A 19736-nucleotide genomic window follows, 5' to 3' on the forward strand; every position below is an offset into this window, starting at 1 on the left:
TCAGGCTCCCAGCAGGCTCTGGCCGCAGACCCGGACCACGTTGCCGTTGACCCCGGCGGATGCGGGGCTGGCGAACCAGGCGATCGTCTCGGCGACGTCCACCGGCCGGCCGCCCTGGGACATGCTGTTCATCCGCCTGCCAGCCTCCCGCACGAACAGCGGCACCGCGGCGGTCATCTTGGTCTCGATGAACCCGGGCGCCACCGCGTTGACGGTGGCTCCCCGGCCTGCGGCGATCGGGGCGGTGCCCTGGACCACGCCGATCACGCCCGCCTTGGACGTGGCGTAGTTGGCCTGGCCGACGTTGCCCGCGATGCCGCTGATCGAGGCGACCCCGATGATCCGCCCGCCCGGCCGCAGCGGCGAGCCCTCCGCGAGCAGCGCCTCGTTGATGCGCTCCTGCGAGGTGAGGTTGACCGCGATCACCGCGTCCCACTGCTGCTCGGTCATCCGGCCCAGCGTCTTGTCACGGGTGATTCCGGCGTTGTGCACGACGATGTCGATGCCGCCGTGGCGCTCGGTGAAGTGCTCGAGGACGCGCTGCGGCGCGTCCTGGGCGGTGATGTCGAGCTGGAGCGTCGAGCCGCCGATGCGGTTGGCGACCCGGGCCAGGTCACCGCCCTGGGCGGGCACGTCGAGGCAGACCACGTGCGCGCCGTCCCTGGCCAGGGTCTCGGCGATCGCCTCGCCGATGCCCCGGGACGCGCCGGTGACCAGCGCGACCTTGTCGCGCAGCGGCTTCGCCTGGTCCACCTCGGGGACCTCGGCCGCTCCGACCCGCACGACCTGCCCGGACACGTAGGCGGACTTGGCCGAGAGCAGGAAGCGCAGCGTCGAGTCGAGAGCCCCTTCGGCGCCTTCCGACACGTAGACCAGTTGCACGGTCGCCCCGCGCTTGAGCTCCTTGCCGACGCTGCGGGTGAAGCCCTCCAGCGCGCGGCGGGCGACCTGCTCGCGCGGGTCGGCGGCCTCCTCGGGCGGCGCGGCGAGCACGACCACCCGGCCGCAGCGGTCGACCTGCCGGATCGTCGAGGCGAAGAACTCGTAGACCTGCCGCAGATCGGTGCTGGAGCGCACGCCGCTGGCGTCGAAAACCAGCGCGGCGTAGCGGGCACCGTCGGTGCGCACGTCGTGGACCTGGGCGTGGACGTCCTTGAGTGTGGCGGCCACCGAGGCGCCGAGGCGCGAGCCGACGGCGGCGCCGGTGAGCACCGGGCCGGAGACGACCGGGTCGCCCGGGTGGTGGCGCCGCAACGGGGTCGGCTGCGGGAGACCGAGGCGCTTGCTGATCTGCCGTCCCAGCGGGGACGAGGTGAACTGTTGGTACCGGTCGGACATTCGACACTCCTGCGGACTGACGGCTCGACGCATAAGCTACTCATCGGTAGGTTAGATTGCCCAGAGAGTCAGCACCAGTGAGGGAGTCAGGTATGTCCTCCGTTCGCCGGGTCGCGGTAGTTGGCGGCAACCGGATCCCGTTCGCGCGCTCCGGCGGTCCCTACGCCCGCGCCTCCAACCAGGACATGCTCACCGCGGCGCTCGACGGGCTGATCGCCCGCTTCGGCCTGCAGGGCGAGCGGGTCGGCGAGTTCGTCGCCGGAGCCGTGCTCAAGCACAGCCGGGACTTCAACCTGGCGCGCGAGACGGTACTGGGCTCCAGGCTCGACCCGCGCACACCGGCGCACGACGTGCAGATGGCCTGCGCGACCGGGCTCGAGTCGGTGATCTCGGTGGCCAACAAGATCGCGCTCGGCCAGCTCGACAGCGGCATCGCCGGTGGCGTGGACACCGCCAGCGACGCCCCCATCGGCGTCAACGAGGACCTGCGGCGGGTGCTGCTCGCGGCCAACCACGCCAAGACCCCGGCCGCGCGGCTCAAGGCGCTGGCCGGAATCCGGCCCCAGCACGTCGTGCCCGAGCTCCCGCGCAACTCCGAGCCGCGCACCGGGCTCTCCATGGGCGAGCACGCGGCCAGGACCGCGCTGGCCTGGCAGATCGGGCGCGAGGCGCAGGACGAGCTCGCGGCCCGCAGCCACCAGCGGCTCGCCGCGGCCTACGAGCGCGGATTCTTCGACGACCTGGTCACCTCGTTCCAGGGCCTCGCCCAGGACCAGAACCTGCGGCCGGACAGCACGGCCGAGAAGCTCGCCAAGCTCAAGCCGGTCTTCGGCGGCGGCGAGGACGCGACGATGACGGCGGGCAACTCCACGCCGCTGTCCGACGGCGCGTCGACGGTGCTGCTGGCGAGCGAGGAGTGGGCGCAGGAACGCAGGCTGCCGGTGCTGGCCTACCTGAACGACTTCGTCCCGGCCGCGGTCGACCACGTCAGCGGCGACGAGGGACTGCTGATGGCACCCGCCTACGCGGTGCCCAGGCTGCTGGCCCGCGCCGGGCTGGGATTGGGCGACTTCGACTTCTACGAGGTCCACGAGGCCTTCGCCTCCCAGGTGCTGGCGACGCTGAAGGCGTGGGAGGACCCGGACTTCTGCAAGAACCGGCTCGGCCTGGACGCTCCGCTGGGCTCGGTCGACCCGGAGAAGCTGAACGTCAACGGCTCCTCGCTCGCCGCGGGCCACCCGTTCGCCGCCACCGGCGGCCGGATCGTGGCCACGCTGGCGAAGCTGCTCGCCGAGCGCGGCTCCGGCCGGGGCCTGATCTCCATCTGCGCCGCGGGCGGCCAGGGCGTCACCGCGATCGTCGAACGCTGACCGGGCGCGGCTCGCGGGTGGCCGCCACCCGCGAGCCGCGCCCTGCATCAGTCCAGCGCCCAAGCGGTCACCCAGCGGCCCGAGAAGTCAATCCAGCGCCCAGGTCACGGTGCACGAGGCCGTGACGCTCACGTGCCCCGGCGCGAGGTCGAGCGCCCGCACGCTTTCGGCCGCGCTCCGCGCACCCGGCGCGGCGGCTCCGCCGAGCGCGGGCGCCGACGGCCCGCGGCGCTCCGCGCCGCCGTCGACCAGGCGCACCAGCGGTCCGAGCGCCCGCCCCAGCGCGTCGGCGTACGCCTCCGCGCGCCGGCGGGCGTCGGCCACGGCCCGCCGCTGCGCCTCGGCCGCCGCCTCGGCCTGGTCGCTCAGCTCCCAGCGCGGGCCGTCGAGCCGTTCCGGCTCCGCCTCCAGCAGCGCTCCCGCCAGTCGCTCCAGCTCCTCCCGCCCGCCGACGCGCAGGGTGTAGTGCTGCCGTGCCTGGCAGCCGACCTGGTGTCCGTCCTCGTAGGTGGGGTGCACGGTGAGGTTCCGGCTGCGCACCTCGACCGTCGACAGCAGCTCCTCGATGCCGCTGACGCGGTCGGCGAGCACGTCGACCGCCTGCGCGCGCTCCGGCGCCGACGCGCTGAAGGCGACGGTCAGCGTCGCGCGGTCCGCGGTGCGCAGCACCTGCCCGTTTCCGTTGGTCACGACTTCGGCCATGCCCGCCACTCAAGCACCCCGGCGGCTTCATGGCGCCGTATTGATCAATATCGGATCTCTTATATAGACGGATATAAAGAACTACAAGCAGGTCACCGTTGACGGGCCACCATCCCAGGCTTACTGTTGAAGCACTTCCTTAATTAAGGAGTTGGCTAATTGACTGCCGCCGATCCGTTGAGCCTCGTGTTCTCGGCCCTGGCCGACCCGACGCGCCGGGCGATCCTGACCCGGCTCTCCCGGGGCGCCACCACCGTCGGGGACCTGGCAACGCCGTTCGCGATCAGCGCCCCCGCCGTCTCGCAGCACCTCAAGGTGCTCGAACGCGCGGGCCTCGTGGAGCGCACCGCGCGGGCGCAATGGCGCACGGTGTCGCTGCGCACGGAACCTCTCGACGAGGTGGCGCAATGGGTCGAGAAGCACCGGCAGGAGTGGAACGAGCGCTTCGACCTGCTCGACGAGCGGCTCCGGCGCACGAAGGAGGACGACCGCGATGACTGAGACACCCAGCACCACCGCAGCCGAGTTCACGATCACCCGGGAGTTCGACGCGCCCCGCGAGGCCGTCTGGCGGGCGTGGACCGACCCGGCCGAGATGACCCACTGGTACCACCCGCGGGGATTCACCACACCGCCCGAGAGCATCAGCGTCGACCTGCGCGAGGGCGGGACCTACCGGTACACCATGGTCGACGAGGCGACCGGCGAGCAGTATTCCACCGGCGGCACGTACCTGGAGATCGCCGAGCCCGAGCGCCTGGTGTTCACCTGGGGAGACCCGGAGGACCCCGCCGAGTCGGCCCCGGTCGTCACCGTGACCTTGCAGGAACGGGAAGAGCGCACGGCGATGACGTTCCACCTGCGCGGCATCGCGGGCCACCCCGGCGACGGCAACGTCCACGACGGCTGGGCCGAGGCGCTGGACATCCTCATCGAGCACGTCACCGGCTCGCCCAGCTGACGGCTCGCTGGGCGAGCCGGCCGGCTCGCCCCTTGAACGAACGGACCCTCGCCGGGCGAACGGACCCTCGCCGAGAGAACGGGTCCTCGCCGTGCCGACCGAGCGGAACCGGCGGCCGACACGCCGATGGCGGTTTCTCGCGGAGTATCGGTTCAGCCCTATACGGCTGGATACAGTCCGAGGAATGGACCCGGTGCGCAACCCCTTCGCCCCCGGCGCCGGTCAGCGCCCGCCCGAGCTCGCCGGGCGGGACCGCGAGGCCGACGCCTTCGAGGTCGTCCTCGAACGGGTCGCGCGCGGCCGTCCCGAGCGGAGCCTGGTGCTCAGCGGCCTGCGCGGAGTCGGCAAGACCGTGCTGCTGGGCGAGCTGCGGTCGATGGCGATCCGGCGCGGCTGGGGCGCGGGAAAGGTCGAGGCCCGTCCGGAGGCGGGCCTGCGCCGCCCGCTGTCGGCCGCGCTGCACCGCGCCATCCGCGACCTCGCGGTGCGCCACCGCGCCCCCGACCGCGTCGACGAGGTGCTCGGCGTGCTGAAGGCGTTCGCGCTCAAGGCGAACCCGGCCGACGCCAAGCTGCGCGACCGCTGGCAGCCCGGCATCGACGTGCCCGCCGCGCAGGGCCGCGCCGACTCCGGTGACGTCGAGATCGACCTCGTCGAGCTGTTCACCGAGGTCGCCGAGCTGGCCGCGGACGTCGGCACCGGCGTCGCGCTGCTGATCGACGAGATGCAAGACCTGCGACCGGAGGACGTGTCCGCGCTGTGCGCGGCCTGCCACGAACTGTCGCAGTCGGGTGCCCCGCTGGTCGTGGTCGGCGCAGGGCTGCCGCACCTGCCGGCCGTGCTGTCGGCCAGCAAGTCGTACTCCGAGCGGCTCTTCCGGTACGTGCGGATCGACCGGCTCGTCCGCTCCGATGCCGACCGCGCGGTGGTCGCGCCCATCGAGCGGGAGGAAGCCGAGATCACCTCGGAAGCGCTCGACGCGCTGTTCTCGGTCTCCGGCGGCTACCCGTACTTCGTCCAGGCCTACGGGAAGGCGGCGTGGGACGCGGCGCCGAGGGCACCGATCGGCAGCGACGACGTGCGGCTGGCGGCACCGGAGGCCGAGGGGGAGCTGGCGGTCGGCTTCTTCGGCTCGCGCTACGAGCGTGCTACCCCGGCCGAGCGCGAGTACCTGCGCGCGATGGCCGAGGTCGTCGAGGGCCGCGACGAGGCGGCTGGCACGTCGTCGGTCGCGGAGTTCCTGGAGCGCAGGCCGTCGTCGCTGTCGCCGGCGCGGGACAGCCTCATCAAGAAGGGGCTGGTCTACTCGGCCGAGCGGGGCCGGATCGCGTTCACCGTGCCGCATTTCGGCCGCTACCTGCTCACGCAGGACTAGCCGGCTCAGCCGAAACGGGATGACCGAGCAACTCGGTCAGTGCAGGTCAGCGACTCGATCGGGTGGACTTTCCTGTGACGCCCGTCACATCCCGTCACGGGTGTAACGAGACGCCGTCGCGCGCCGATATTCCGGATGACCCCGCGATGCTGTCGGACCCCCGACCTGGCAGCACCGCGGGGCCTTCCAATTTCCGGGGCTTTCTCCCGGGTCTCCTCCGGTCTCACCTGGTCGGCTCCCGCGCCACCGGGGACCTCGCGACATCCTCTACAACCGGCCACTCCCAGGCATATTCCCGCACACCACGATTCGCATTGGCGAATCGCTTCGGCTTCGAAGGAGGCACTCGTGGAAGCCGTCATCATGGTCATCAGCGCGCTGGTGCCGACCCTCGCGGCCAGCGTCTACTACGTGACTGGTCACCGCTCCAGCGACCAGGACTGACAAGCCGGGCTTGCCGCGCAGGCGAGGAGGAGCGGCAAGCCGCGTCGCCGCGCGGGCCCTGGCCGGACTTGTGGCCTGAGTCTGCGTTCTCCGCTTCGCACCACCGCTTCCCTGGAACGATGTGATCGTGAGTTCTGGGGGAGGTTCGGCCGGGGCGGGCGTGGGCTGGGCAATGCTGGGCACCGGCCTGGTCGGCGGCATGGTGTGGTCGTTCGCGGTGCAGGCCGCGATGCCGTCGTGGTTCGACCCCGGCGACTCGTGCCCGGAGCCGGAGAACGCTTCGCTGCGGGTCGTGAAGACGGAGTTCCCGCCGAGCGCGCGGTGCGTCATCACCTTCGACGACGGCTCGGCGCCGCTCGTCCACGACTACATCTCGCCCGCGAAGACCACGGTGCTGACGCTGGTCGCCGTCGTTCTCGTGCTGCTCGCCCTGGCCGGTGCCGCGCTGCTGTGCCACCGCCTCCTGCGCCGTGAGGCTCCGGACACACCGGACCTCCCGGTTGGCCGACCGTGGGTGCACGTCGCCGGCGCGGGCCTGCTCGGGGGCATCGCCACGTCGGTTGGCGCGATGTGCGCCGCGGTGTTCTCGATCCTCGGCGGAATCGCCGGGGGCATCGTTCTGTGCGCCGCGTACGTCCTGGCGACGGTCACCGCCGCGACCCTGCTGGACCGCGGCGCGGGTCCCGGCACCGGCGGCGCCTCGGGGTCGCGGCGCCGGGGCGCCGCGGTCGGCGGCATCGGCGGGGGTCGTCACGGCCGTGATCACCGGGATGGCACTGGACGTCCTGGGCCCGTCGGACCTGCTGTCGCAGTGGCTGCCCCTGGCCGCGACGCTGCCCTTCGGCCTGATCGCGGCCCTGCAATGGATCCGCCCAGCCGAGCGCGCCAGCTGATCCGGTCCATGGCGACACGGCCCGCGAGCCGTCAAGCTCGCGGGCCGCGCTCGCCCCGCGCCTCCACCGCCACGCCCGCCCTGGTCGTCCTTCACACAGCCTGCTTGGCGTTGCCCACCCGGCCCGACACGCTCTCGCGGTGACGGTCCCGCCGCCCGGGTCGGCCGCGATGCCGGGTAGATCACTCGAAGGTGTTCAGCCGCAGCTTCCGCCCTGCATCGGCCGCACCTCGACGGGGAGCGTGGTCGCCGCGGCCAGCTTTCGGCCCCATTCGAGCGCCGCGTCGAAGTCGTGGGCCTGGATGACGGTGAATCCGCCGATGTGCTCCTTGCCCTCCATGTACGGGCCGTCGGTGGTGAGCGCCTCGGCTCCTCGGCCACGCGCGACCACCGCGGTGTCCGGCGGGTGCAGCCCGGCGGCGAAGACCCATGCGCCGGCGTCGCGCATCTCCTGGTTCACGGCCTCGACGTCGCGCATGATCGGGTCGAGCACTTCCGGGCGGGCGGTTCGCCGTCGGGCTGGTAGATGCTGAGCAGGTACTGCTTCATCGGTATCCCTCCGATCGGTTCCACTTCACCCCCTGTACGAACGGGCTCGCCGCGGTTCGACACCGCGCGCGCAGGAATCGTGGGAGTCGCGGGTCACTCCCGTCCTCGTCGAGACCCGGGCCCTCCGTGCAGGGCCCACCACCTCCGGCACCACGCATCGTGGCCCGACGGGGCCGTCGCAGCTCAGGCTTCGCCTTCGGCGAGCAGCGCGTCGATCTGCCCCATGGACTGCCGCATGCCTTCCTCCATGCCCATCGTGATCAGCTGTTCGAGCTGTTCGGAGCTGGCGAAGGTGCTGACGGTGACCATGCGGGTTCCCGTCCCGGCGGGTTCGAGCGTCACCACGGCGTGCGTGGACCCCATCGTGGTGTCGGGTTCGCCGTTCTCGTCGGCGAAGCCGTCGTCGAACTCCAGGCGGTGCGGCGCGTCGATCGCGGTGATCCGCCACCAGCCGTACGCCTTCTCGCCGTTCGGGCCGGTCATGAAGTACAGCGAGGAACCGCCGACGGTGAAGTCGTGCCGCTCGAAGGTCGCGGGCCACGTGGGCGGGCCCCACCAGCGCTCGAGCCGGCGCGGGTCCTCCCACACCTGCCAGACGCGTTCGACCTGCGCGTCGAACTCCGCGACGAACGTCAGGGTCAGCGCGTCCACGTCCTTGTGGATGCTGGTCACGGTCATTGCTCGGCCCTCGTCTCTCGGTCTTCGGCCAGGAGTTCTTCGATGCCCCGGGCGCGGTGGCGCCAGATCTGCTCGTACGCGTCGAGCAGACGCGCGGTCCTGTGCAGGACATCGGGGTTGCCGCGGACGAGCTGCTCCCGTCCGCGCCGCTGCTTGGTGACGAGCGAGGCCCGCTCGAGCACCGCGACGTGCTTCTGCACCGCCGCGAAGCTCATGTCGTACCGGTTCGCCAGCGCGGAGATCGACTGCTCCTGCCGCAGCACCTGCGCGATGATGTCGCGCCGGGTCGCGTCGGCGAGGCCGTGGAAGATGCGGTCCACCTCGTCCGCAGTCATCTGATCTACAACCACGTGGTTGTACGTTACGGGTCGCTGACGCCCCGCGCAAGACGAACCGCATGCCGCACGTCTGAACGGCCCCGCTGCCGACCGTGACGATCGACTCGCGAGCCCTCACCCCGTGGAACACCACCCGATGCGGTGTTGTTGACTCCGGGCGTGAGTGCCGAGCAGCAGAAGCGCCGTGCCCGTGTCCGCGCCCCCGAGCTGGTGGGACGCCGGTGGTTGAACACCGGTGGCCGCGAGATGAGCCTCCAGGACTTCCGCGGAAAGGTCCTGGTCCTGGACTTCTGGACGTTCTGCTGCATCAACTGCCTGCACGTGCTCGACGAGCTGCGTCCGCTGGAGGAGGAGTTCGCCGACGAGGTGGTCGTGGTCGGCGTGCACTCGCCGAAGTTCGAGCACGAGGCCGACCCGGACGCGGTCGCCGCCGCCGTGCAGCGCTACGCCGTGCACCACCCGGTGCTCGACGACCCCGAGCTCACGACCTGGCAGCACTACGCCGTCAAGGCGTGGCCGACGCTGGTGGTGGTCGACCCCGAGGGCTACGTGGTGCATGTCGCCGCGGGTGAGGGCCACGTCGAGACGCTGCGCGGTGTCGTGGCCGAGCTGGTCGCCGAACACGACGCCAAGGGCACGCTGCACCGCGGCGACGGCCCCTACGTTCCGCCGGAGACCGAGAACACCACGCTGCGCTTCCCCGCCAAGGTCCTCCCGCTCGACGGCGGCACGCTCCTGGTTTCCGACTCCGCGCACCACAGCCTCGTCGAGTTCACCGCCGACGGGGAGACCCCGGTGCGCCGCATCGGCTCCGGTGAGCGCGGGCGCGCCGACGGCGCCGCCGGCGAGGCGAGCTTCGCCGAACCCGCCGGGCTGGCGCTGCTGCCCGAGGACGTCGCGGCCGAGGCCGGCTACGACGTCGTGGTCGCCGACACGGTGAACCACCTGCTGCGCGGTGTCCGGCTCGCCGACGGCGAGGTCGTCACGGTCGCGGGCACAGGTGAGCAGTGGCGCGACGGCGCCGACGGCGGGCCCGCGTTGCAGACGCCGCTGACCAGCCCGTGGGACGTGGCGTGGTGGGAGCCCGCGGGCGGTGTCGTCATCGCGATGGCGGGCAACCACACGCTGGGACTGTTCGATCCGCGCACCGGGCAGGTGCGGCGGTTCGCGGGCACCACCGTCGAGGGCCTGCGCGACGGCGACGCGTCCGAGGCGTTCTTCGCCCAGACTTCCGGGCTCGCCGACGGCGGTGACCGGCTGTGGCTGGCCGACTCCGAGACGTCGGCGCTGCGCTGGGTGGAAGCCAGCGGCGACGGGTTCGCCGTGCGCACCGCCGTCGGGGCGGGGCTGTTCGACTTCGGCCACGCCGACGGCTCCTCCGGCCAGGCGCTGTTCCAGCACCCGCTCGGGGTGGCGGTGCTGCCGGACGGCTCGGTCGCTGTGTGCGACACCTACAACAGCGCGATCCGGCGCTACGACCCGGCGAGCGACGAGGTCTCGACGCTGGCCGACAAGATCGCCGAGCCCTCCGGCGCCGCGGTCGTCGACGGGGAGCTAGTGGTAGTCGCCTCGGCCTCGCACCGCCTGGAGCGGCCGGTGCCGCCCGGCCTCGCCGCCAAGCTCGTGCGCGGCACGTCGCAGCAGGTCAAGAGGCCGGACACGGAGGTCGGGCCGGGCGAGCTGGAGCTGGCGGTGGTGTTCACCCCGCCGCCGGGAACCAAGCTCGACGACCGCTACGGACCGTCGACGCGGCTGGAGGTCAGCTCCTCGCCCGAGGGACTGCTGCTGGAGGGTGCCGGGGCCGGCACCGACCTGAACCGCGGGCTCGTGCTGGCCGACGGCATCGAGCACGGCGTGCTGCACGTCGTGGCGCAGGCGGCCAGCTGCGACGACGACCCGTCGGTCGAGCACCCCGCCTGCCGGCTGACCAGGCAGGACTGGGGCGTCCCGATCCGGGTCGCCGCGGGCGGCCCGAACCGGCTGCCGCTGGTGATGGGCGGTCTCGACGACGAGGCGTGATGGCCCCGCCGGGGTGTCAGCCCTGTGAGGGCGGCAAGTAAACTTTTCGGGTGACCGATGCCAAGCTCGAGATCCAGATGCTGCATGACCGGGTCATGGTGCGGATCTCTCAGGAATCCGGGGAACGTCGCAGCAGTGGCGGCATCGTGATTCCGGCGACCGCCCAGGTGGCCAAGCGGCTGCTCTGGGGCGAGGTCTTCGGGGTGGGCAGCCACGTACGCGCCGTCAAGGTCGGTGACCAGGTGCTGTTCAACCCCGAGGAGCAGTTCGAGGTCGAGGTCCAGGGCCAGCCCTACCTGGTGATGCGGGAACGCGACCTGCACGCCGTCGCAACCGAGCAGACCGAGCAGGGCACCGGCCTGTACCTGTGACCGGCGGTGCACGCGCGGCGTAGACGGCCCATCGCCCGATCAGCGCCGCAACCGGATCTACTACCGTGGCCGCCGTTCGCCGACCACGTTCGCAGTTCGCTGTCGACCCCCACCGCACGACCGATCGAGAAGGGGAAGCGGTGCCGGATAACCACGAACACCCCAAGGCCGCAGACGCCACCGAGCGGATGCCGGTCGACCGGCCCACGCCGAGCCGACCGGAGAGCGACGCCGAGAAGACCACGAGGATCTCGGCGGTCACCGACGAGGCGACCGAGCGGACCCGCCCCGCGACGGGCACCCGGACCCAGGTCGTCCCCGAGTCCGACAACGAGCGGACGCAGAACCTCACTGCGGTCCCGTCGGACTTCCCCGACTTCTCGGCGAGCCAGACCCAGTCGATCCCGGTCTGGTCCGAAACGCCGCACAACCAGCCGCCGACGACGCCACCCGTGCCGCCGCCGCACGCGGCGGCCTCCGGTGACGGCGGTGCGGACAAGCGGCGGGGCCTGATGCGCGCCGGAATCGCGGCGGGTGCCGTCGTCGGTGCGCTCGCCCTGCTCTACGTCGGCGACCTCGTGTTCAGCAGCGGCAAGGTTCCGCGCGGCACGGTCGTCGCCGATGTCGCGATCGGCGGGCTCGACAAGGCGTCGGCCGAGACCGAGCTGCGCGAGCGGCTCGGGCCGGGCCTGGGCGAGCCGGTCGAGCTGCGGGCCGGCGACCAGACCGCGACGATCGACCCGGCGGCCGCCGGGCTGGAGATGGACTGGGCCGAGACCGTCGAGCAGGCGGGCACCCAGCCGCTGAACCCCTTCACCCGCGTGTCGTCGCTGTTCACCACCCGCGAGGTGCACCCGGTCAGCCACGGCGACCGGACCCAGCTCACCCAGGCGTTGGAGCAGGTCAAGCCGCAGCTCGACCGCGCACCCGCCGAGGGAAACATCACCTTCGAGGGCGCGAAGCCGGTCGCCAGCGACCCGGTGACCGGCCGCCAGGTCGACCTCCAGGGCGCCACCGACGCCGTGCTCGCGGGCTGGGCCGAACCGGACCCGGTCGCGGTGCCGTTCACCGAGCAGCCCGTGACCACCACCCGCGAGGGCGTGCAGCGGGCGCTCAACGAGGTGGCCAAGCCCGCCGTTTCGGCGCCGGTGACGGTGCGCGGCCAGGGCAAGGACGCCACGTTCGCGCCGGAGGCGATCGCCAAGTCGCTGCGCTTCGAGCCCGACGGCAACGGCGGGCTGAAGCCGATGGTGGACATGCGCGCCGCGGTCGCCGGTGTCGAGCCGCAGCTGGCGAGCACGATCGTGCCCGGCAAGGACGCGCAGATCGTCCTGGAAGGCGGGGCACCGGTGGTCAAGCCGTCGACCGACGGCATCGGCATCGACTGGAACAAGAGCTTCGAGCGGCTGCCGGAAATCCTCAGGCAGCCCGGCAACCGCAGCGTGCAGGCGCTCTACGTGCACCAGCCCGCCCGGTTCACCACCGACCAGGCCAACCAGCTCGGCGTCCGCGAGGTGGTCGGCGAGTTCAGCACCAGCGGCTTCGAGCCGGCGTCGGGTGTGAACATCCGGCGCACCGCCGAGCAGGTCAACGGCGCGCTGGTCAAGCCGGGCGAGACGTTCAGCCTCAACGGGCACACCGGTCCGCGCGGTGCCGCGCAGGGCTACGTCGAGTCGGGCATCATCCAGGACGGCCGTCCCGGCAAGGCCGTCGGCGGCGGCATCTCGCAGTTCGCCACGACGATCTACAACGCCTCGTACTTCGCGGGCATGCAGGACGTCGAGCACAAGGCGCACAGCTACTACATCAGCCGCTACCCCGCCGGGCGCGAGGCGACGGTGTTCCAGAGCCCCGACGGCAGCAGCGTCATCGACGTGAAGTTCAAGAACACCAGCAAGAGCGGCATCATGATCACCACGCAGTGGACGCCGTCGTCGATCACGGTGAAGTTCTGGGGCACCAAGCAGTGGGACGTGACCTCGCAGACCGGTGAGCGCACGAGCCCGACCCCGCCGCACGAGGTCGTCGTACCGCCGGGGCAGCCGTGCAGCCCGAGCAAGGGCACCGGGGGCTTCACCGTCACCGACACCCGCACGCTGCGCGACGTCCACACCGGCGAGGTGCGGACCGAGCGGCCGAAGAAGACGGTCTACGAACCGCAGCCGATCGTCCATTGCGGACCGCCGCCGCCCGGTGCGGCAGCGGCTCCGCCGCCGCGCTGACGGAACCCGTCGAGGCCCCCTCGTTCGCGAGGGGGCCTCGGTGTTTCCAGGCCGGTCGTGTCCGGGCGCTCGATGCCGTGGCTGAACGTGCGCTTCTCGCCCGGCTTCTCCACATGCCCGGCTCCGAGCGTCGCCCCCTCAGCCTGCGGACAGCGACCGAACAGGGTCCGGATACACCGGCGCGGCACGACCGTGAGGCCGTGCCGCGCCGGGCTGGGAGGGTGGTCTGATCAGCGGCGGCCGATCTCGCCGCCGCCCGCGCGCCACACCGCGACCACGGACGGACGCGGACGCGAGTTGCCGCCGTCCGGCCAGTGCGAGGTGGGGTTCTGCGGGTCTTCGGCGTCCTCGCCCGGATGCTGGACGCAGACCGTGACGACCTCGTCGGTCACGACCGGCCCGCAGGTCTCGGCGCCGACCGGCACCGTCAGGAACTGCTTGACCTTGCCGCGCTCGGGGCCGTCGACCGGCACCGCGAACAGCCCGTCGTTGGAGTCCAGCTCGTTGCCGTCGGTGGAGATCCACAGGTTGCCGTGCCGGTCGAAGGCGACGTTGTCCGGGCACGAGATCGGGCTGACCTGCGACTTGTCGAAGCCGCCGAAGTAGGTGCCGGGGTCGTTGGGGTCGCCGCAGACCAGCAGCAGGTTCCAGCGGAACTTCGTACCGGTGGTGTCGTCGTCGAGCTCCAGCACGTGGCCGTGCTTGTTGCCGACCCGCGGGTTGGGCTCGTCGGCGCCGGCGTTGCCCGCCGAGCCGCGGTTGGTGTTGTTGGTCAGCGCGCAGTAGATGCGGCCGTTGACCGGGTTGGGCTCGATGTCCTCGGGCCGGTCCATCTTGGTCGCGCCGACCGCGTCGGCGGCCATGCGGGTGAAGACGTAGACCTCCTCGGCGGTGAAGCCGGGCACGAACGACTTCTTGCCGCTGGCCAGCGGCAGCCACTCGCCCGCGCCGTCGAAGTGGCCGTCGGCGGGCAGCTTGCCGGAGCCGTCGATCTCGCCCGCCGGGCTGTTGCCGGTGAACTTGGCGACGTAGAGGGTGCCGTCGTCCAGCAGCGACATGTTGTGGCGGCGGGCGTGGGCGCTGGCGCCCCGCTTGATCCGGCCATTGGAGACGAACTTGTAGATGTAGTCGAAGCGCTCGTCGTCGCCGGAGTAGGCGACGACCCGGCCGTCCCGCGCGACCTTGATGGACGCGGTCTCGTGCTTGAACCGGCCCAGCGCGGTGTGCTTGACCGGCTTGGACCTCGGGTCGTGCGGGTCGATCTCGACGATCCAGCCGAAGCGGTTCGGCTCGTTGGGCTCGCGGGCGATGTCCCAGCGCTTGTCGAAACGCTCCCACTTGCGGTCGCTCTCGGCACCCTTGAGGCCGTAGCGCGCGAGCCGCTCCTTGGACACCGGGTCGGTGACGCTGTCGGCGTTGGCGAAGTACTGGTTGAAGTTCTCCTCGCCGGAGAGCACGGTGCCCCACGGCGTCACGCTGCCGGAGCAGTTGTTCTGGGTGCCGAAGACCTTCGTCCCGGCCGGGTCGGCGGAGGTCTTGAGCAGGTCGCTGCCCGCGGCCGGACCGCGCACCTCGAACTCGGTGTTCAGCGTGATTCGGCGGTTGTAGCGGCTCGGCTTGGGCCGGAAGCCCCCGCCGCGCTCCCGCTCGACGGCCACCACCGACAGGCCGTGCGCGGCCCACGCGATGCGCACCTGCTCCTCGGTCGGGTTGTTCTCGTCGTAGGCGGGGAACATGTGCGTCTCGGTGGTGTACTCGTGGTTCACCACCATCAGGTTCTCGCGGCCGCGGCCGTCCAGCGGGATCAGGCCCGCGAAGTCGTTGTTGTAGCCGAACTGCTTCTCCTGCGCGGCGGCCGTCTGCCGGTTGAAGTCGAACTCCGGCGCGCCCTCCAGCACCGGGTCGCCCCAGCGGATGACGATCCCCTGCTCGTAGCCCTCGGGGATGACCACGGCGTCCTGGGTGTTCGGCGCGACGGGCGCGAAGTCGGTGCCGGGCACGGGGCCGCGGCCGGGGCGTCCCTGCTGCACGGGGGCGCCGGGCTGCGCGGCGGCGGTGCTGCCGAGCGCGGACGCCGCGCCGACCGACAGCGCGAGCACGCCGCTGGCCTTCAGTGCGCCGCGGCGGCTCAGCACGCTCGCGACGATGTCACCGAAGTAGGCGTTGTCAGAGGTGTTGGGAGCTTCGTGGGCGCAGGCGTTTCCGCAGCGGAACCGGCAGGTCACCGAGGAACGGCTGGCCGAGTGGTTGGACAGAAGCGGGAGCGGGACGACCCGCCCGCTGTCCGGTCGGGAAGACAAGCGGACCTCCAGTGGTGCAGTCGGGAACGATCAGCACGCTATGCAGATCAGGCGAGGACTCCCGGACCGGAAGGTGAACGAACATCAAACACATGACGCAGAGTTGCCACTTACCTGACATGAGATCACCCAACGGGACGCACTGATCACTGCCCGGTCCCTTAGTGAACGTTGCGTATCCAACTCGGAGGTCGTAGCCTTCAGAGAACGCACCGTGCTCTAGGAGGGGATGGCGTTGCGGCCGGGTTCGATCGGGCTGGTTCTGCCGGGACTGCTGCTCGCGATGCTGCTCGCCGCCCTCGACCAGACGGTCATGACGCCCGCGTTACCGTCGGTCGCCGGCGACCTCGGCGGACTCGACCAGATGCCCGCCGTCATCACCGCCTACCTGGTCGCGGCGACGGTCGTCATGCCCGTGCACGGCAAGCTCGGGGACCGATTCGGCCGCAAACCGGCCATGCTCGCGGCGATCGCGGTGTTCGTGACCGGTGCCGCGCTGTGCGGGCTGGCCACCTCGATGCCGCAGCTCATCGCCTTCCGCGTGGTCCAGGGCGCCGGCGGCGGCGGGCTGATCATCGGGGCGCAGGCCGTCATCGGTGAACTGGTCAGCCCGCGCGAGCGCGGTCGCTACCTCGGTCTCTTCGGTGCCGCGTACGTGGTAGCGATCGTCGGCGGCCCGCTGGTGGGCGGCTTCTTCGTCGACCAGCTCAGCTGGCGGTGGATCTTCGCGATCTACCCGCCGCTTGGCCTGCTGGCCTTCGCCGTGCTGGCCTGGTCGCTGCGGCTGCCCGCGCCCGCCGCCCGGCCGCCGGTCGACTGCGCGGGGGCGCTGGCGCTGGCCACTGCGGTCGTCGGCGTTGTGCTACTCGGGCAAACCGGTAACCCCGGCTGGCTGGTCTGCGCACTCGCCGGAACGGCGGTGTGGCTGCTGACCACCAGGTACGCCGCGGACCCGATCCTGCCGTTGCGCCTGTTCGGCGAAATGGCGTTCGCCGTTCCGGTGGGAATCAGCGTCCTGATCGGTTTCGCGCTGTTCGGCACCCTCACCTACATGCCGGCCTTCCTGCAGATCGCCTCCGGCGCGACGGCCACGCAGGCCGGGCTAGTCGTGACCACGCTGATGCTCGGCGTGCTGACCAGCTCGGTGGTTTCCGGCCGGCTCATCACGCGCACCGGGCGCTACAAGGTGTTCCCGGTCGTCGGCACGGCGGTGGCCGCGTGCGGGCTGGCGTTGCTCGCTCTGCTGGCGCCGATCGCGGGGCCGACCGCCATCGGCGCCGTCATGCTGCTGACCGGGCTCGGCGTCGGGCTTGTCATGCAGGTCATGGTGCTGGCGACGCAGAACGCGGTCGACTACCGCGACCTGGGCACGGCGACCTCGTCGGTCACCTTCTTCCGGCAGATCGGCGCGTCGGCGGGGGTCGCCGTCACCGGCGCGCTCGTCACCTCGGGCGGCGCCCACGACCCTGCCGCGTTCGGCGGGTCCCTGCGGACGGCGTTCGCCGTCATGACGCCGCTGCTCGGGGTGGCGTTCCTGCTCGCACTCGCTCTTCCGGCACGTCCGCTGCGCACCACCGCCCACGTGCGGGGGACGGCCTGACCGGCTTTCATGGGAGGCACGATGGCACTCGTAGTACCGCTGCGGGACCTCTCCGGCGCGGAACCCGCTTCGGCGGGCGGCAAAGGCGCGAACCTGGCGGCGCTGGTCCGCGCCGGGTTCCCGGTGCCCGGCGGATTCGTCGTCACCACCGACGCCTACGCCGCCGTGGCCGGCGAGCCGGGAGCCGACATCCGCGCGTTCCGTGCCGCGCTCGAGTCGGCGGTGCTGCCGCAACCGCTTCGAGCGGCGATCGTCACCGCGTACGCCGATCTCGGCGGCGGGCCGGTCGCGGTGCGGTCGAGCGCCACCGCCGAGGACCTGCCGGGCGCGGCGTTCGCCGGGCAGCAGGACACCTACCTGGACGTGGTCGGTGCGGACGCGGTCGTGGACGCGGTGCGGCGCTGCTGGGGATCGCTGTGGAACGACCGCGCGGTGGCGTACCGGCAGGCTCGCGGCGTCGACTCCGGGCAGGTCCGCATCGCGGTCGTCGTGCAGGAGATGGTCCCGGCCGAGACGGCGGGCGTGCTGTTCACCGCCGACCCGGTGAGCGGGGACCGCGAGCGGATCGTGGTCGACGCGGGCCGGGGCCTCGGAGAAGCCGTTGTCTCCGGGCTGATCACACCGGACCACTACGTGCTCGACCGGCACGGTGGCCTGCGCGCCTGGACTCCGGGGCGGCACAGCGGCACGACGTCCGGCAGGGGCGGCACGGAGGACGGCAGGAACGGCAACGGAGCTGGTCGCGGCGGCACGGTGCCCGGCCGCGGTGGCGCAGGAGTCACTCGCGGCGGCACACCAGGTGGCCGCGGCGCCACGCTGGTCCGCCGGGGTGGTGCTGGTGCCGGACCGGGCGGCACGGCGGTCGGCCCACGCGGCACGCTCGTGGCGAAGGCCCGGGACCCCGGCCGCCTGCCGGACGAGGTGCTGCGGGAGTTGGCCCGTCTGGGCCGCGAGGCCGAGCGCCTCTTCGGGCGTCCGCAGGACGTCGAGTGGGCCTGCTGCGCCGACGGCCGGGTCAGCCTGCTCCAGGCGCGTCCGATGACCGCGCTGCCTGCACCGCCGCTGGAGCTGAACGCGATCCAGCGCCGGTTGGCTTCGATCATGCTCGAGTACCTGCCCGTCCGGCCGTACCCGCTCGACATGTCGACGTGGCTACCGCACGGCCCCGCCGGTCTGATGGGTGAGGTGCTGGCCTACTTCGGTCTTCCCGGTGTCCTCGACGGGTTCGTGACGGAGGCGGACGGGGTCGCCGACCGGATCGTCCCGCCCGCGGTGAAGCCGTCGCGGCGGCTGCTCGGCATGCCGTTCCGCATCGCGGCGCTGGCTCGGCGGCACGACCCCGCCCGGTGGACCGAGGACCCCCGGTTCGTCCGCTACCTGGAACGCGTGCGCGAGCTGGCGGCGCTGGATCTCACGGCGATGCCGTGGCCACGGCTGTTGCGCGTACCGCGCGAGGCTCTGGACGCCGCCCGCCCGATGGCGGACCTGCGCATCGACTACCTGCCGCGCACCTGGCTGTCGTTGTTGCGGCTGCTGCTCATGTTGAAGGTGCTCGGCCGGTCGTCGCTGCTGATGGACCTGATCAACGGTGCGCCGACGCGAACCGCCGAAGCCAACCGGCAGCTGGAGGCGCTCGCCGCGCGGGCGCGGTCCGATCCGCGGCTGCGCGCCGCCGTCGAAAGCCTCGACCCGCAGCGGCTGGTGGGTTTCGACGACTTCCGCGAGCGGTTCGAGGCATTCCTCGCCGAGTACGGACATCGCGAGACCACCAGCCCGGTCCTGGTCACCACGCCGACCTGGTCGGATGCCCCGGAAACCGTGCTCGGCCTGGTCAGGGTGCTCGCCGCCGAGCCGCTGGCGGGCACCGGCGTCGGCGAGCGGGCGATGGCCGAACTCCTCGCCCACCTGCTGCTGCGCCCGCCGAAGCGGCGCGCCCACGTCCGGCGCTGGGTTTCGGCGGCACGTGCCGGTATCGCCTTCCGCGAGGACAGCCACTTCTACTTCACCATGCCGCTGCCGGTGCTGCGCCGCTCGCTGCTGGAGATCGGCGGGAGGCTGCGCGACGCCGGGGTGCTGGACTCGGCCGAGGAGGTCTTCCACCTGCGGCTGGAGGAGCTGGAGGGCGTCGGTGACCCGTCCGCTGCCGGTGGGCTGCGCGCCACGGCGTCGGCGAGAGCGGCCAGGCGGGCCGAGCTCGCGGGCGTGCGGATGCTCAACCCGCGCTCGGTCTTCCCGGACCGGCCCACCGGTGACGCGCTGGTGTCCGGCACGCCAGCCTCCGGCGGCACCGCCACCGGTCCGGTGCGCGTCGTGCGCGACCCGGCCGAGTTCGGCTCGCTCGCCGCCGGTGACGTCCTCGTCTGCCCGTACACCAACCCGGCGTGGACGCCGCTGTTCCAGCGGGCCGCCGCGGTCGTGGCCGACTCCGGCGGCCCCGCCTCGCACGCCGCGATCGTCGCCCGCGAGTACGGCATCCCCGCGGTCATGGGAACCGCGTTCGCGACGAATGTGCTCACCGACGGCGCCCTCGTCGCGGTCGACGGCGACGCGGGCCGGGTGACGGCGGCGGATTCGTAG

15 protein-coding genes and 1 pseudogene are annotated in these 19736 nt (G+C 72.1%); 10 read left to right on the plus strand and 6 right to left on the minus strand.

Features of this window, described 5'->3' with window-relative positions; translation table 11 throughout:
- On the minus strand, positions 1-1338 hold the full coding sequence (locus HUO13_RS36760) for a 3-oxoacyl-ACP reductase (protein WP_211899412.1): 1338 nt from the start codon (positions 1336-1338) through the stop codon (positions 1-3).
- A 92-nt stretch (positions 1339-1430) separates the two neighbouring features.
- Between HUO13_RS36760 and HUO13_RS36765 the strand changes: the two genes are divergently transcribed.
- Entirely contained in the window at positions 1431-2708 is a 1278-nt protein-coding gene (locus tag HUO13_RS36765; protein ID WP_211899413.1) for an acetyl-CoA C-acetyltransferase, read from the plus strand.
- 87 nt (positions 2709-2795) lie between these two features.
- Here HUO13_RS36765 and HUO13_RS36770 read toward each other — a convergent pair whose 3' ends face one another.
- Complete coding sequence (locus HUO13_RS36770) at positions 2796-3410, minus strand: SIMPL domain-containing protein (RefSeq protein WP_211899414.1); 615 nt, start codon at positions 3408-3410, stop codon at positions 2796-2798.
- 159 nt (positions 3411-3569) lie between these two features.
- Between HUO13_RS36770 and HUO13_RS36775 the strand changes: the two genes are divergently transcribed.
- The 4 genes from HUO13_RS36775 to HUO13_RS36790 all read left to right on the plus strand — a co-directional run bounded on the left by HUO13_RS36775 (position 3570) and on the right by HUO13_RS36790 (position 7226).
- The gene (locus tag HUO13_RS36775; RefSeq protein WP_211899415.1) at positions 3570-3911 is read left to right on the plus strand and encodes an ArsR/SmtB family transcription factor; all 342 of its coding nucleotides are present in this window, start codon (positions 3570-3572) and stop codon (positions 3909-3911) included.
- Complete coding sequence (locus HUO13_RS36780) at positions 3904-4371, plus strand: SRPBCC family protein (protein ID WP_211899416.1); 468 nt, start codon at positions 3904-3906, stop codon at positions 4369-4371. The genes HUO13_RS36775 and HUO13_RS36780 overlap by 8 nt, the downstream gene beginning before the upstream one ends.
- 184 nt (positions 4372-4555) lie before the next feature.
- Positions 4556-5746 (plus strand): ATP-binding protein, encoded by a 1191-nt coding sequence (locus tag HUO13_RS36785; RefSeq protein ID WP_211899417.1) that lies wholly within the window; start codon positions 4556-4558, stop codon positions 5744-5746.
- Between the two features lie 571 nt (positions 5747-6317).
- A complete protein-coding gene (locus HUO13_RS36790; protein WP_249124342.1) occupies positions 6318-7226 on the plus strand; it encodes a hypothetical protein in 909 nt (302 codons plus the stop codon).
- A 52-nt stretch (positions 7227-7278) separates the two neighbouring features.
- Here the strand turns inward: HUO13_RS36790 and HUO13_RS36795 are convergent.
- The 3 genes and pseudogenes from HUO13_RS36795 to HUO13_RS36805 all read right to left on the minus strand — a co-directional run bounded on the left by HUO13_RS36795 (position 7279) and on the right by HUO13_RS36805 (position 8644).
- A pseudogene (locus HUO13_RS36795) lies at positions 7279-7631 on the minus strand (YciI family protein).
- A gap of 183 nt (positions 7632-7814) precedes the next feature.
- The gene (locus HUO13_RS36800) at positions 7815-8309 is read right to left on the minus strand and encodes an SRPBCC family protein (protein WP_211899418.1); all 495 of its coding nucleotides are present in this window, start codon (positions 8307-8309) and stop codon (positions 7815-7817) included.
- A complete protein-coding gene (locus HUO13_RS36805) occupies positions 8306-8644 on the minus strand; it encodes an ArsR/SmtB family transcription factor (protein ID WP_211899419.1) in 339 nt (112 codons plus the stop codon). Before HUO13_RS36805 ends, HUO13_RS36800 begins: the two co-directional genes overlap by 4 nt.
- A 162-nt stretch (positions 8645-8806) precedes the next feature.
- Here HUO13_RS36805 and HUO13_RS36810 point away from each other — a divergent pair, with 162 nt between their 5' ends.
- From HUO13_RS36810 to HUO13_RS36820, 3 genes are all read left to right on the plus strand, one after another.
- Positions 8807-10666 carry an NHL domain-containing thioredoxin family protein gene (locus HUO13_RS36810; RefSeq protein ID WP_211899420.1) on the plus strand — a complete coding sequence of 620 codons (1860 nt, stop codon included), beginning with the start codon at positions 8807-8809 and terminating at the stop codon, positions 10664-10666.
- 50 nt (positions 10667-10716) lie between these two features.
- A complete protein-coding gene (locus HUO13_RS36815; RefSeq protein WP_211899421.1) occupies positions 10717-11037 on the plus strand; it encodes a GroES family chaperonin in 321 nt (106 codons plus the stop codon).
- Positions 11038-11177: 140 nt separating this feature from the next.
- Entirely contained in the window at positions 11178-13259 is a 2082-nt protein-coding gene (locus tag HUO13_RS36820; protein ID WP_211899422.1) for a VanW family protein, read from the plus strand.
- Between the two features lie 230 nt (positions 13260-13489).
- On the opposite strand, the gene HUO13_RS36825 is transcribed toward HUO13_RS36820, so the two are convergent.
- A complete protein-coding gene (locus tag HUO13_RS36825) occupies positions 13490-15559 on the minus strand; it encodes a PhoX family protein (RefSeq protein WP_211899423.1) in 2070 nt (689 codons plus the stop codon).
- 229 nt (positions 15560-15788) lie between these two features.
- Between HUO13_RS36825 and HUO13_RS36830 the strand changes: the two genes are divergently transcribed.
- Both HUO13_RS36830 and HUO13_RS36835 read left to right on the plus strand, forming a co-directional pair.
- On the plus strand, positions 15789-17159 hold the full coding sequence (locus tag HUO13_RS36830) for an MFS transporter (RefSeq protein WP_249124343.1): 1371 nt from the start codon (positions 15789-15791) through the stop codon (positions 17157-17159).
- Positions 17160-17180: 21 nt separating this feature from the next.
- The gene (locus HUO13_RS36835) at positions 17181-19736 is read left to right on the plus strand and encodes a PEP/pyruvate-binding domain-containing protein (RefSeq protein ID WP_249124344.1); all 2556 of its coding nucleotides are present in this window, start codon (positions 17181-17183) and stop codon (positions 19734-19736) included.

This window comes from Saccharopolyspora erythraea, assembly GCF_018141105.1.
In the GTDB taxonomy this organism is placed as follows: Bacteria; Actinomycetota; Actinomycetes; order Mycobacteriales; family Pseudonocardiaceae; genus Saccharopolyspora_D; species Saccharopolyspora_D erythraea_A.